Annotated in this window: 15 protein-coding genes; 3 read left to right on the plus strand and 12 right to left on the minus strand. The window is 66.1% G+C overall.

Features of this window, described 5'->3' with window-relative positions; translation table 11 throughout:
• Positions 1-107 precede the first annotated feature (107 nt).
• Positions 108-479: a hypothetical protein gene (locus ERC79_RS00415; RefSeq protein ID WP_131574787.1), complete on the plus strand. Its 372-nt coding sequence runs from the start codon at positions 108-110 to the stop codon at positions 477-479.
• A gap of 250 nt (positions 480-729) precedes the next feature.
• On the opposite strand, the gene ERC79_RS22870 is transcribed toward ERC79_RS00415, so the two are convergent.
• From ERC79_RS22870 to ERC79_RS00440, 5 genes are all read right to left on the minus strand, one after another.
• Positions 730-933, minus strand: coding sequence for a hypothetical protein (locus ERC79_RS22870; RefSeq protein WP_242676697.1), 204 nt, complete (start codon positions 931-933; stop codon positions 730-732).
• 538 nt (positions 934-1,471) lie between these two features.
• Positions 1,472-2,482, minus strand: a complete 1,011-nt coding sequence (locus ERC79_RS00425) for a diiron oxygenase (RefSeq protein ID WP_131574789.1) — start codon at positions 2,480-2,482, stop codon at positions 1,472-1,474.
• On the minus strand, positions 2,482-3,414 hold the full coding sequence (locus tag ERC79_RS00430; RefSeq protein WP_242676698.1) for a prephenate dehydrogenase dimerization domain-containing protein: 933 nt from the start codon (positions 3,412-3,414) through the stop codon (positions 2,482-2,484). Before ERC79_RS00430 ends, ERC79_RS00425 begins: the two co-directional genes overlap by 1 nt.
• Positions 3,411-5,540 (minus strand): aminodeoxychorismate synthase component I, encoded by a 2,130-nt coding sequence (gene pabB, locus ERC79_RS00435; protein WP_131574791.1) that lies wholly within the window; start codon positions 5,538-5,540, stop codon positions 3,411-3,413. Before pabB ends, ERC79_RS00430 begins: the two co-directional genes overlap by 4 nt.
• Positions 5,541-5,547: 7 nt before the next feature.
• Complete coding sequence (locus ERC79_RS00440; protein WP_131574793.1) at positions 5,548-5,976, minus strand: chorismate mutase family protein; 429 nt, start codon at positions 5,974-5,976, stop codon at positions 5,548-5,550.
• Between the two features lie 422 nt (positions 5,977-6,398).
• On the opposite strand from ERC79_RS00440, the gene ERC79_RS00445 reads away from it, so the two are divergent.
• On the plus strand, positions 6,399-7,595 hold the full coding sequence (locus tag ERC79_RS00445) for a lipase family protein (RefSeq protein ID WP_242676699.1): 1,197 nt from the start codon (positions 6,399-6,401) through the stop codon (positions 7,593-7,595).
• 175 nt (positions 7,596-7,770) lie between these two features.
• On the opposite strand, the gene ERC79_RS00450 is transcribed toward ERC79_RS00445, so the two are convergent.
• Entirely contained in the window at positions 7,771-8,109 is a 339-nt protein-coding gene (locus tag ERC79_RS00450) for an RNA polymerase-binding protein RbpA (protein ID WP_131574795.1), read from the minus strand.
• Between the two features lie 173 nt (positions 8,110-8,282).
• On the opposite strand from ERC79_RS00450, the gene ERC79_RS00455 reads away from it, so the two are divergent.
• Positions 8,283-8,615, plus strand: a complete 333-nt coding sequence (locus tag ERC79_RS00455) for a hypothetical protein (protein WP_131574797.1) — start codon at positions 8,283-8,285, stop codon at positions 8,613-8,615.
• On the opposite strand, the gene ERC79_RS00460 is transcribed toward ERC79_RS00455, so the two are convergent.
• From ERC79_RS00460 to ERC79_RS00485, 6 genes are read right to left on the minus strand one after another with little or no spacing between them, the layout of a single operon-like run.
• The gene (locus tag ERC79_RS00460) at positions 8,557-9,045 is read right to left on the minus strand and encodes a hydrogenase maturation protease (RefSeq protein ID WP_242676929.1); all 489 of its coding nucleotides are present in this window, start codon (positions 9,043-9,045) and stop codon (positions 8,557-8,559) included. The genes ERC79_RS00455 and ERC79_RS00460 overlap by 59 nt on opposite strands.
• 20 nt (positions 9,046-9,065) lie before the next feature.
• On the minus strand, positions 9,066-10,385 hold the full coding sequence (locus ERC79_RS00465) for a nickel-dependent hydrogenase large subunit (protein WP_131574801.1): 1,320 nt from the start codon (positions 10,383-10,385) through the stop codon (positions 9,066-9,068).
• Positions 10,375-11,160, minus strand: coding sequence for an oxidoreductase (locus ERC79_RS00470; RefSeq protein ID WP_131574803.1), 786 nt, complete (start codon positions 11,158-11,160; stop codon positions 10,375-10,377). Before ERC79_RS00470 ends, ERC79_RS00465 begins: the two co-directional genes overlap by 11 nt.
• Complete coding sequence (locus ERC79_RS00475) at positions 11,160-11,984, minus strand: FAD/NAD(P)-binding protein (protein ID WP_131574805.1); 825 nt, start codon at positions 11,982-11,984, stop codon at positions 11,160-11,162. The genes ERC79_RS00470 and ERC79_RS00475 overlap by 1 nt, the downstream gene beginning before the upstream one ends.
• Positions 11,981-12,448, minus strand: coding sequence for a cyclic nucleotide-binding domain-containing protein (locus tag ERC79_RS00480; RefSeq protein ID WP_242676700.1), 468 nt, complete (start codon positions 12,446-12,448; stop codon positions 11,981-11,983). The genes ERC79_RS00475 and ERC79_RS00480 overlap by 4 nt, the downstream gene beginning before the upstream one ends.
• Positions 12,445-13,569 (minus strand): 4Fe-4S dicluster domain-containing protein, encoded by a 1,125-nt coding sequence (locus ERC79_RS00485; protein WP_131574807.1) that lies wholly within the window; start codon positions 13,567-13,569, stop codon positions 12,445-12,447. Before ERC79_RS00485 ends, ERC79_RS00480 begins: the two co-directional genes overlap by 4 nt.
• Positions 13,570-13,632 lie beyond the last annotated feature (63 nt).

A 13,632-nucleotide genomic window follows, 5' to 3' on the forward strand; every position in this document is an offset into this window, starting at 1 on the left:
ACTTCGCAATAGTACCGGGCAACACAGATTCGCGGCGAAGCAGGATCGCAGCGACTAGCGTCGGAACGACAGGACAGCGTTTCTTCCCACACAGTTCGGAGAGCGTCATGAACCTTCTCAGAGCATCGGCTGCATCGGTTCTCGTCGTTGCTGCACTCGGCGCGGGCGCCGGCACCGCATACGCGGCCCCGCTCACGTCATCCGTTCCCTTGGTGCAGCCCGTCGTCGACAAGCAGACTGCGCAGGACAACCTGATTCGTGAGATCACGATCGGATGGGAGACGGGCGGTCCCGCGGGCATGGCGATCGGGGCGGGTGTCGGGCTGGCGATCGGCTGTGTCTCGATTTTCCCGAACTTCATTGCCGGCTGCATCGTCGGCACCGGGATCGGCGCCGCTGTCGGCGCGTACAACGGCATCACCGGAGCAAACCCCAATGTGCAGCCAGCGTTCTACGAATGGCTCAATGCCACGCCGTAGCACCGGCACTGGGCAGTGCGTCGGGACGTTCCTGTCGGATTCGATCGCGGTGCTGACGTCGCTGCTGAACCTCGTCGCCGAGCAGTTGAGCGTCGAGGATCCCACGTGCGTCAAGCGATACGCTGAGCGGGAGACCACGGGCGTGGGAGCGCACCGTGGAGATCCCGGTGCGGCCACGTCAGGCGTCGTGTCTGGGGCATTGCCATCACCGCCACAAACTAGGAGTGACACGAGTGGACGGACTCGTGAGTCACCGCCCAGTAGCTTGCTTGGGGGTGTCGCGTACGGCCGTGCCGGTCGCTCGGAGCAGGGCGAGCGCTGCTTCGGCAGGTGAACCAGGTTCGGCCATGTGGGTCATGATGCGTTGGCCGTTGGCTTCGGGCAGGTGGAGTACCTCGAAGCTGAGGTCGAAGTTACCGACTTCGGGGTGACGGAATTGTTTGACGCCGCTCATGCACTTCCGGACTGGGTGTTTGGCCCACAGAGTCGCGAATTCGGGACTCGATCCTCAACGTCGCGCTCCCCACCATCGGCACCGACGTCGGGTTCTCCCTCGACCACCTGCGGTGGATCGCTTCGTCGGGGAGATGATGGCCGAACAGTTGGTCACTGGCGGTCCGCAGCCGCTTCAGGTGGAGGTCGAGTCCCCTGACAGAGCGGTTGCGCACCTGCATGGCTGTGAAGTGGGCGAAGCCAGCGAAGGCCAACGGCGCGAGGTTGTGGACAGTGGCAGGCTTACCGTTGTACTGCGTAATCAGGATCGACATGTTCGTGACAGTAGGAGATGACACCAGTGTCACCCGCGATGCGTTGCAGGGCCTGATAGACACTTCAACTACGTCGTGATGACTGCACAGTCAGCACCCCGAGAGGCGCCCTGGCCGTCATCAGCGGTATCGAGACCCCGACGGAACCGGCTATATCGTCGCTCGAAGCCATTGCTGCAGTTGTCAACCCGGATGTCCTGCCGTGGACATGGCGCAGCACCGCGGTCACCAGTCGTAGGGGACCTCCGCGGACACGCCCAGCTCGTCACACAGACGCCGGATCGCCGAGCAGTCCTGGACCAGGTTCCGACGGCTCGTGTCGTGCACCGCGTCCGCGAGGATGCCCTGTCTGCCGGGAACTCCTTCCGCGTCCATCACGGCCGCCCAGGTCGAGAAGTCGTTGGCGGAGAACGCCTCGAGACCGTCGGCGAGCCCGGCCAGCAGCAGTCGCCGGTCATCAGCGCCGAGGCTCTCGAACACGATCTTCAGTAGCTCGCCAGCGATTGACGAGTGGCAGTACTCATCGCGACGGTGCAGCACGACGGTTGACCGATTGACCGGTTGCACGGTTTCGTCGTCGGTCATGAGACCGAGATATGCGCTGATCGAGGTCTCCGCAACCGTGGTGAATGCCAGACTCGCCAGCGCGGCGGCACGGGGGCCGTCGGCTGCGCTCACCGCAGCGTGGTGGCGACGCACCGTCGGACCGTAGGGCAGTTGACCCTCGTGAAGGTCCCAGCCGCGCCGACGCCTGGTGAGCGCGCTCGCGTTCAGGTGCATCAGCGTGTGGTACTGCTCGTCCACCATCGCCTGCAGTGTCGCAATGGTGAGTGTGTCCCCGAGGCCGGTACCGAAGGCATCCTGTGACAGGAGCCGGAATCCAGGATTGACGACGTATTGCTCGACGTCCATCACGTTCTTGTTGTAGGCGATCCACGCCCAGGCCGACAAGCGGGCACGCACAGGTTCGTCGAGCCGACGGTAGCGATCGTCGTCGTGGAACGGGATCAGATGGTCCGGGTAATCCGCCTTGTCTGGCTCGAAGAGGTCGTCGAGATCGGGCTCCGCCCTCTTGACGGTGGCTCGCCGGGGCCAACTGCCGGCGAGGCTGCTGATGACCGCGCTCTCCACCGGATTGGAGGGATCGAACGGCGGCAGGGACGGCAGCCGCAACAGCGTCTCCCGCTCCGCGGCCTCGTCTCCGGTTGAACTTCCACCAAAAATGCTGTCGCTCATCATAAATCACCGTCCGATCGCCGAACATGGTCCGATAGGGTCGGTAGCTCCCGGAACAGGGTGTCGCACAACGCGCGGTACTCGCCGATACGACCTCCGAGTCCGCGCACGGACTGATCCATCAGTTCCTGGAACGTTGCATCGTTGCCGCACGCGACAGTGTCCGCCAACTGCGCGAGGGCCCGTGCCAGCGCAGCGCGCGCGTCTCCGGCCGCCGGGTTACCCGCCTGGATGTCCCGATACACCTCGGGCAGGCCGGAACCGACCCGTGCCAGCAGCGCCAGCATCGTGGTGTGGGGCGGGGGAGCGATCGCAGCGAGTTCATCCGGACCGACATCCAGTTCCGTCAGCGCCAGGCCGAACGAGAGCACTGCCGCGTGGGTGAGTGCCTGCGTCGCGGCGACGATCCGGTCGTGTCGTGCGGCATCGACCCGTACCACCTCCGCACCCCAGCCGGCCGCCGAGCGGAGAAACGCGTCGACGGAGGGACCGGCTCGGTGAACCACCGCCGCCACCGGGCGTCCGGACATGCCCAAGCCGGGCGCGAACATCGGGTTGATGCCCACCGCTGGTGCCGCTGAGCCCGGAGGAAGGGAGCGGTCGAGCAAGACTTGGTGGATGCGGGACTTCACCGACAGCGTCTCGACGAGCAGCGCGTCGGCCCGCATTGCGCGGGTGAGTACCGGGACGGCTGCGAGTGCAACCGACTCGGGGACTGCCAGAATCACCGTATCGGCGTCCGCGAGGACCGCAGACAGCGTTGCATCCGGTGCCGTGATGTCACCGGTTCCGACCGCCCCGTCTGCCCTCGGATCCACGACCGTCACCACTGCGCCGTCCGTGCGCAGCAGGTCCACCAACATCGACCCGACGGCACCCAGGCCGCCGACCACGACGAGTCGGTCGGTCGTGGGCGTTACCGGAAAGGTCACGGATCGGGATCCTCACGATCGGAATCTGGCCGGTCGAGGTCGTCGGCGTCGGCGGCGGTCACCGACAGACAGCGTCGCATTGTGACGGCCTTGACCATGGTCTCCTCGAGTTCCTCTTCAGGATCCGACAGCGCGACGATGGCCCCGCCCACCCCGAATGTCACCTCGTCAGCAGTCGCGACCATGGTCCGGATGACGATCGAGAAGTCTGCCGTCCCATTGATCGAGAAGTAGCCGATGGCGCCGGAGTACACGCCACGCGGACCCTCCTCGAGCTTGTCGATGATCTCCATCGTGCGGAGCTTCGGCGCACCGGTCATCGAGCCGCCGGGGAATGCCGCGCGGACGCAGTCGACCGAGGACACATCACTGCGCAGCGTGCCACGCACCGTCGACACCAGCTGATGCACCGGGGCGTAGGTCTCGACATCGAACAGCTTCGGGACGTGGACCGACCCGGGGACGCACACGCGGGACAGATCGTTACGAACCAGATCGACGATCATGAGGTTCTCGGCCCGATCCTTCTCGCTGTCGAGCAGATCCTGCCGCAGCGCCGCATCGCGTTTGTCGTCGGCGTGCCGGGGCCGCGTGCCCTTGATCGGTTTCGACTCGACGACTCGGTCGATACCGATCCGCAGGAAGCGCTCAGGCGACGCGCTCAGCACCGACAGGCCGGAGAATTTCAGTAGCGCGCTGTACGGAGTGGGGCTGATCTCGCGAAGGGTCTCGTAGCTCTGCAGGGGATCGATCACCCGATCGACGGATGCCGCATTCGTCAGACAGACCTCGTACGATTCGCCGGACCGGATCTCGTCGAGGCACTGGCCGACGAGCGCCAGGTACGCGTCTCTGTCGTGTCGGAGTCGCGGCTTCGTGTCCTCGTCGATTTTGACCAGAGGGTGTGGTGGTGGCGATTCGACGGCTTCGTCGAGTTTGCACAGTTCGGATTCGGTGTGCGCGAACCACTCTCGCACGCGCGGATCGTCGGGATCGTCACTGAGGGCGAGGAGGTAGCAGCAGCCGCCGAGGTGATCGATCACCACCGCGCGATCAGCGAAGACGAAGGCGGCATCCGCGTTTGGAGAGGTGTGTACCAATTGACTGCCCGCGTCGGCCTTGAGTTCGTAACCCAGGTACCCGACGTAGCCGAGTCCGAAAGCGAAGGGAAGATCGGGATTCGGGGGCACCGCGCGTGCGCGTACCTGCTCGTCGATGTAGTCGAAGAACCGCTGATTGATTCGTTCTTCCGGGCGCCCCTGGCGCCGGACGCACACCGTCGTCTCGGCAACCCGGTAGGTGAGGTACTCCGCGAACGGCCCCGAACAATCGCCCATCACCGAGAAGCGGGACTCTGGCTCCCGTGCCGCACTGCCGTCCAGCCAGAAGCTCTCCGGCCCGTTCGCGAACAGCAGTGTGTACACGGCCTGGGGATCTACGGCCCTGTCCACCCGGACGCTGCGGACGACGTACGGCGGCGCCTCGGTGTGGGCGTCGATGCGATTCTGCGGGACCGGCTCATTGTCCTCGGCCGGGGCGGTCGCGGTCCGGGCCGGCGTGAGATCGCGAAAGTTGGCGAGGAGCTTGCGTCCGTACTGCGTGCAAATCGATTCGGGGTGGAACTGCACGCCCCACAAGGGATACCGGCGGTGGCGCGCTGCCATCAGCAGGCCCTCGTCGGTCCAGGCCAGCGGCTCGAGTTCCGGGGGTAGGTCCTCGACGATCAACGAGTGGTAGCGGACCCCCTCGAACGGCGACGGAATGCTGTCGAAGAGTCCGGTCCCGACATGACGGATCGGCGAGAGTCGACCGTGCATCGGGACCGGCGCGAGCCCGACGGTACTCCCGAACAGATGACACAGCCCCTGATGTCCCAGGCAAACCCCGAGCACCGGGATCGCTCGGTTCGCGATCGCACGTGCGCTGATACCGAAATCCCGGACCCGATCGGGACGGCCCGGGCCTGGGGAGATGACGATGTTGTCAAATGCATCGAGGTCCACCGATGCCCACTCCGCATCGTTCTTCACCACGCAGGGAGGAACTCCGTTCACCTCCGACAACAGGCTGTAGAGGTTGTAGGTGAACGAGTCGTAGTTGTCGATCAGAAGCGTGCGGATCGCCATGATGCCATCAACCTGCAATGCCGTTGCCGTTGATCTCGTCGCCGTTACCCTTGCCTCCGTCTCCGTTGGGGACGCCCACGTCGACCGCGCCGTCTCGGCCGATCACGAGATCCTCGACCCGGCACGTCTCGCCGATCAGCACGTCGTATAGGCGTCGAAGGAACGCGGGCGACAGGCCATGGGTGCGTGCGAAGTCCTCTGCCCGGTCCTGCACGAGATTCACCCGATGTGGCTGCATCATCGGAATCTGCCGGTCCCGCTTCACCTGGGCAATTCGGACACACACATCGATCCGGGCCCCGATGTCCTCGAGTAGCCGCCGGTCGATTCCGTCGAGTTCTGCACGAAGTGCCTCGAGGTCCGGTTGGTCTGCCGAGATGGTTCCCGTGGGTATCCCGGAGGTGCCGGCCTTTGTCGAGCCGTTGGTGTCGTCCATACGCCACCTCGCCTTACATCTACTGGACCGGCGCGGGAGACCAGGAGCCCATTCGCGTCAGCCGAAGTCTGCTAGCTGTGTGCGTTCCGTCCTGTCGGGTTCTTTCATGATTGCACGACCGAACGAGGGGACGCGAATCTTCCCTCGAATATCCGGCACTTGTCGGTTGATCGACCGACCGGGTCGCTGGAGGCTTCGGTGACAGTGTGATCACGACCGGTGCCGAAGTGTCCGGCTTCGATTGCGCGAGGCCCTCGCGTGAGGTATCTCGTCGACCGAAACCTACCGCCGCGCAAAGAGGTTCGGAATGATCGCCCTCCATCCCGAAGGTCTCGCATAGGCTAGGTCGTCGTTCGGTCAAACACAGAGCGGTCAACCGGATTTCGAGGGGGACGTCGATGCCTGTTGCGATGCGACATCGCATGAGGAAAGCGCTAGCTGTCGCCGCGGTGGTCGCATGCTCGATGATTCTCGAACCGATGACATCGACCGCGGCACCGATCTACCCGGTGAGCGATCCTGATCCCTTCTACGCCCCGTCGAACGATCTCGCCGAGCACGCTCCCGGCGATGTGCTCTCCGCCCGCGAGATGCCACCGTTGCCGCTGTTCCCGAACACCACCGTGTGGCAGATCAAGTTCCGCTCCACAAACTCGACGAACCGGCCGATCGCGGCAGTGACCACTGTGCTCGTCCCGGCCAACCGGAAGCCGAACGGCCCGTTGCTCTCCTACCAGCACATCATCAACGCACTCGGTACCCAGTGCGCGCCATCGCGCGCTCTGTACAGCAATGACGCCAACCTGATCATTCGCGAGGCGCCGGCGCTCAATGTCGTCCTTGCCCGCGGCTGGACCGTGGCGTTGCCCGATCATCTCGGGCCCGGTAGTGCCTACGGCGCCGCGAAACTGGGCGGACAGATCTCGCTGGACGGAGTCCGCGCGGTCCAGCGGTTCCCCGTTCTCGGCCTCGCGCGTAGCCCGGTGACGATGGCGGGATACTCCGGCGGCGGGATGGCGACGGCGTATGCGGCAGCCCTCGCGCCCTCGTACGCTCCGGAACTGAACATCGTCGGAGTTGCCGCCGGCGGAGTACCGATGAACATCGGGAAGATGGCACAGGGGCTAGGCACCGCCCCGCACCCGGTGTTCGGTTTGGCCCTCGCAGCCGCGATCGGCCTCGAACGCGAGTATCCCGACCGACTGCCCATCAGCGAGCAACTGAACGCCAAAGGGTTGGCGATGCGCAATGCAGTCGCCAATGCGTGCACCAACGACATTCTGACGGTGGGCGCTGGCCGCAGCGCCTTTGAGATCTCGAATACGACCGATCTGTTGGCCAGCCCGGCCGCCGTCGAGATCCTCGACGACAACAGCATCGAAAAATTTCCCGGCATCCCCACCGCGCCGCTCTTCGAGTGGCACAGTCCGACCGATGCTCTCATCCCGGTCGACTCGATCGACTCGACGATGCAGCGCTACTGCGCGGCCGGGGCGAAGGTTCAATCGGAGCTATTTCCCAGCCCGGACCATCTCACCACCGCGGTACTCGGCCTCCCACGAGCGCTGGACTATCTCGACGCACGCTTCCGTGGAGAACCCGCGCCCAGCAACTGCTGAGAGACAAATACAGGGCTACCCGACTATCAGGCCACACAACGAGTCAGTGCCGTCACGGAGTTGTCTCCATGACGGCACTGACATCGTCACTGCGTGCGCGACGCTGGAACTTGGTGCTCACGCTCCGCGACGCTGGAACTTGGTGCTTACGCTCCGCGACGCTGGAACTTGGTGCTTACGCTCCGCGACGCTTGGTCTTGAGGAGGTCGAGGCGCTCCTTGAGCAACTCTTCTAGTTCCTCGACCGAGCGGCGCTCGAGCAGCATGTCCCAGTGGGTACGAGGCGGCTTGACCTTCTTCGCCTCGGGAGCGGTGCCCTCCAGGAGCGCTCCCTCGAGCCCGTTCTTGCACAGCCACGTGCCGGGGATCTCGGCTTCGTCGGCGAAGGGAACATCGAACTCCTCGCCATTGTCGCACCGGTAACGGGCGACGCGACGGGGCGCCAGGTCGTGGTCTCGATCGGTCTCGTAGCTCACCGCACCGAGTCGGCTACCTCGAAGTACGCGATCTGCCATGGTGTGTCCTCTCTTCGTTCTTCCGCCGCGCCAGCTCGCCTGCAACGGCGCACCGAGCGTTCACAACCATCTACAACGTCCCGGAATCTGGAAACGTTCCCGCGACTTACGCGGCTGCGGCCGCCCCATCTTACCGGGGCGGCCGCACCGCACCGGCAGTAAGGTGTACAACCATGCCCGGACCAAGCCGCCGACCCGAATCCTGCGTGTGGTGCGGACGGGAGGTCGCGGGTTCGACAGTCGGCCGCCGGCGGCGTTACTGCCGGCAGTCGTGTCGCCAGCGCGCCTACGAACAGCGTGCTGCGGTCAAGGGCACCAGCATTCCGGCGGACGCGCTCGTGCTCACCGCTGACGAGGCCTCGGCGCTGGCCGACCGCATGTTCGAACTGCGCTGCGCGGCAGAGGACGTCGCGACGGCGATTGCAGAGGGCGCAGATTCCGGCGAACTCAGCGCGCTGGCCACGGACCTGGTGGGTCTGGCACGCGCCGCCGAGCGCTTTCGCTGATCTCCCAGTTCTCCAGTTCGGTATCGATCGCAGCCACAACTTCCGCGACCGCCCGTGCGACAGGGGGCGACAGACCGATCCCCACCCTGACATCGGCGCCCTCGACGGTGAATACGACGAGGGCACCCGGGCTGCGGCCGAGCTCGCGGGCCAGCTCCAGCGTCGTGAACAGGTCGACACTGTGGCCGCCTATCGAGCCCACTGCATCGACCCCAGCCGAGGTGGCCCGCCGCACCCGCCCCGCCCGCGCAGGGGTGCCCATCGCCAGGTCCACCACGATCGCGAGGTCAGCCCCCGACCAGGCGTCGAGCAGGTCGACCGCGTCGGCCGCAACGACCGCGTCCACCCTGTGACCACCGGGGGTTCGGTCTGCCAGCGCCCGGATGACCGCCGGTCCCAGGCCGTCGTCCCGCCGGAACTCGTTTCCCATCCCCACGACCACAACCGTCGTCACCGGCGCACGACCCGGAGATCGAGGAAGTGCGTGGCACAGGAGATACAGGGATCGTGGTTGCGGATCGTTCGCTCGCACAGTGCCGTCAAGGCGGCATCGTCGAGGTCCAGATGCTCACCGATCCGATCGGCGAGATCTGCCTCGATCGCATCCTGGTTCTGCGCGGTCGGCGGCACGATGTTCGCCGACTCGATCAGCCCATTCGCGGCGAGATGGTAGCGGTGGTAGAGCAGGCCACGTGGGGCCTCGCTCACGCCACGGCCCACTGCCGCGCGCGCAGTCACCGGTGTGGCGGGGGGCTCGGGCCGCTCGTAGGCCTCGATCAGCCGAAGCGCTTCATCCACCGCATAGACCACCTCGACGGCGCGAACTACGATGCTGCGGAATGGGTTTCGGCATTCGGTGTCGAGTCCGGCGGCCGTTGCTGCCTCGCGGGCGGTCGCGGACAGTTGCTCATGGTGGAGGGTGTACCGAGCCAGGGGCCCGGTGAGATACCTCTCCCCGTCCAGGCGGGCGTGCAACGCCGTCGAGTGCGGGACGTGGTATTCGACGACATGGTCGTCGAAGTCGGCGACAGGAAAGCCGCCGCCCCCGCTGGTGCGGATGTCCCCATCCTCGATCGCGTATCGCTCCGGGTGGTGCAGGGCCATGAGTGTCGATTCGAGCCGGACATCGGGGAACTCGAACCCGGCGACCCAGCGAACCGTCTCGATTGCGTCGTCGAGGGCGCGGCGGAGTGTCTCGGCGAGCGGCGCGAGATCGGTGCGGGTGGGTGCCCGGTAGAAGCCCCCGACCCGCACATTGACCGGGTGGATGGGCCGTCCACCGACGGTCTCGAGGATCGCGTTACCAGCCTTCTTCAAGGCGAGGCCCCGTTCGACCGCGCCCCGCTGGGAGCGCGCCAGTGCCACAGAGTCGGGTGCGCCCAGGAAATCCGGGGCATGCAGGAAATAGATGTGCAGTGCGTGGCTCGCGATCCACTCGCCGCAGTACAGCAACCGGCGTAGCTCGACCACCCGCCGGTCCACGGAAGCTCCGCACGCCTGCTCGAGGGCATTGCACGCGCTCACCTGGTAGGCGACCGGACAGATGCCGCAGATCCGGGAGGTGAGGTCCGGTGGTTCCCGGAAGTCGCGGCCGCGCAGGAACGCCTCGAAGAACCGGGGCGGTTCGTAGATGTTCAGCTGCGCCGACTCGACCGACCCGTTTCGGACCGCGACGTCCAGCCGTCCCTCACCCTCTACCCGGGCCAGAGCCCGGACGGTCAACTGGCGGCGCTCGGCCGCGGCGTCGCCGTCGGGTGCATCACCGGCCATGCCGACGGCCCTCCTCGAACCCGGGCGCCGCCACATTGAAAGTGGAGAACACCCTCCCGACAGCCTCCTCGTCCATTCCGCACCGGCGTAGCCATCCGGCGAGCGAGGCGATGTTCGGGTCTGGTGTCGGCCCGAAGCAGCCGTAACAGCCCCGAGAGTGGGCGGGACACAGTGCACCGCAGCCGGCGTGTGTGACGGGGCCGAGGCATGGGGTGCCGTCGGCAACCATGACACACGTCAGTCCGCGCCGTTTGCATTCGGTACAGACGCTGGTATTCGGGATGTTCGGGGTGCGTCCGGCCAGGAAAGCGGTGATCACCTCGATGAGTTGCCGGCGGTCGATCGGACAGCCGCGCAACTCGAAATCCACCGGGACATGTGCCGATATCGGCGTCGACGTCCCGAGCGTATCGATGTACTGCGGACTCGCGTAGACGACGTCCGCGAACTCGGCGACATCGCCGAAGTTCCGCAGCGCCTGGACGCCCCCGGCGGTGGCGCACGCACCGATCGTCACCAGCCGTGCCGAATCATCCCGGATCCGGTGGATCCGTTCCACATCGGCCGCGGTGGTGATCGAGCCCTCCACCAGCGACAGGTCGTAGGGACCGTCGACCGATGCGCTCGACATCTCCAGAAAATGTGCGATCTGCATCGATCCGGCCACCGCGAGGAGCTCGTCCTCACAGTCGAGAAGCGACAGCTGGCACCCGTCACACGAGGCGAACTTCCACACCGCGAGTGTCGGCTTCGAGGGCGGGAATGGTTCGGGCATCACAACTCCCTGGTGTGCAGTAGAGGTGCAGCAATCGCATAGTCGACTACCGGGCCGTCGCGGCACAGCAGCAGTTCGCCCAGCTGGCAGTGTCCACACACACCGATGCCGCACTGCATGTTCCGCTCCAGTGACACCTCGATGTCCCACGGCTGCATGCCTTTTCCTTCCAGAATCCGCACCGCGTACCGCATCATGGCCTCCGGGCCGCAGACCAGCGACCGGGTGCGAGCGGGATCGATCTCGAGTCTTGCCAGAACCTCGGTGACGAATCCGACAGGTCCGGACCAGTCGCGAGTCGGCTGATCGATCGTCACCACGACGTCGATACCCGCGTCCTGCCAGACGTCCAGGTCTCGGCGGTACAGGATCTCGGCGGGATTGCGAGCGCCGACGACGAGGCCGACCCGCCGATAGCGGTGCCGATCCGCGAGGACCGCCAGCACCGGCGCGCGGACTGCCGCGAGCCCGACACCCCCCGCGACGATCAGCAGGTCGCCACCGATCGCCGGCGTCAGATCCCAGCCGGTGCCGAACGGCCCGCGCACCCCGATCACGCGGCCCACCGGCGCGTCATGCAATGCAGCGCTCACCGCGCCGACCCGCCGGATGGTGTGGGTCAGCGTGCCGTCCTGCCTGCTCGGATCCCCGCACAGCGAAACCGGGATCTCGCCGACGCCCGGCGCGCACAGCATCATGAACTGGCCGGGCCGGAATGCCGGTAACGGTGAACCGACCGGGCCCAGTTCGAGGGTCGCCGAATCGTTGGTCTCGACCGTCCGACGCAGCACCCGGTGCGGAACCGGCACAAGTGGTGTCGTCATGGCGTTCCGGGATTCGAGTACAGGTCGAGCAGGCGAGCGCGGGTCGCCAGCAACCGATCGAGCAGCAATCCGGACAGGGCGCGCGTCACCGCATAACCGAAGGCCGGATCTACCTCGGCAGCAGCGCGCAGGGTCGCCGCATCGATCTTCCACGCCTCGGTTGCTGTCGCCGCCAGCGCCCCGAAACTCCACACGTGCGGGGGCTGCATCCAGGACCAGCCGAGGACGTCGCCATCCGAAAGCGTCTCGATCACGACGTCTCCGCGACCGGGTACCGACGTGCTCAACAAGACGCGGCCGCGCCGCAACAGCCAGCAGCTGCGGGCCGCCTCGCCCTCCCGGAAGATGTACTCGCCTGCCTCGAACGTCACCGGTGTACTCATCCGCTGCAGCCGCTGCCGGTCCGCGGCGCCCAACTCCGGCAGCAGGATCGGTGTGCGGGTGTCCTCTGGTGGGGTGGTCACGGACTAGGCCCCGGTTCCGGTTCCGAAGCGTCCGGCAGTGCGCCCGTGAGCCGGGCTGCCTCCGCGGTGATGTCGATGCCCACTGGGCACCAGTCGATGCAGCGGCCACAGCCCACACAGCCAGACGTGCCGAACTGGTCGAACCATGTTCCCATTTTGTGTGTCATCCACTGCCGGTACCGGCTCTCGCCGCTGGTGCGGATGTTCCCGCCGTGCAGGTGCGAGTAGTCGAGTTCGAAACACGACGACCAGTGCTGCCAGCGCTCGGTGTGGTCGCCGGTCAGATCGCTGACATCCTCCGCGGTGGTGCAGAAACACGTCGGGCACACCATGGTGCAGTTCCCACAGGTCAGGCAGCGGTTGGCCACGTCCTCCCAAACCGGTTCATCGCGGGCGGCGCGCAGCAGCGCCCGCAGGTCCACATCCGGCATGGTGCGGCCCATGCGGCCACTGGCCTCCTCGACGGCGTCCCGTGCGGAGTCCACGTCGACTGTGCTCGCCTCGCGGTGGTGGATGCGCCCGAGGAGCCGTCGACCCTTGTCGGTTCCGATGTCGGTGACGAAACGATGGCCGAGTGCGTCGATGTGCTCGGTGAGCGCAAGATCGTAGTCGGCAGCAACGCCGGGACCAGTTCCCATCGAGGCGCAGAAGCACACGCCACCGGGCTCGGTGCAGTTCACGGCGATCACCACGAGTTGCTCGATCACCCGTGCGGTGTATCCGTCCGGATCGGCACCGAGGACAGTGCGCAGGGTCCGGATCGCGGCGAGATCGCAACCCCGTACGCCGAGAAAGGCGTAGCGGGGCGCTTCGTCCGGCGGGGCCGAGAATTCCGTACCGTCCGAGGACCACAGCATGCGGCGTGCGGGGTGAACGAACTGCTTCCAAGACATCGGCCCCGCGGAATGCGCGAACACCGCACCGTCCGCGCGCGGGTGCAAGCGATACTCGCCGGGTGCAGTGCTCACACCCCAGCCGTCGGGGAGTTGTGCGCCGGTTTCGAGTTCGGCGAGCACGATCGCGGTGTCACGTACAGAGGGACCGATCACCCGGTATCCCTCGTCCCGCAGCACGGCAATCAGATCGTCGAGCGCGGACCGGTCGATCACAGCGGTATCCATGGCTGCTCCTCCGTGTCCATTGGGACAGGAACCATCGAACCTGTAAAGGGCCCTTCGGCCCTG

The organism is Rhodococcus sp. ABRD24 (assembly GCF_004328705.1).
Taxonomy (GTDB): domain Bacteria; phylum Actinomycetota; class Actinomycetes; order Mycobacteriales; family Mycobacteriaceae; genus Prescottella.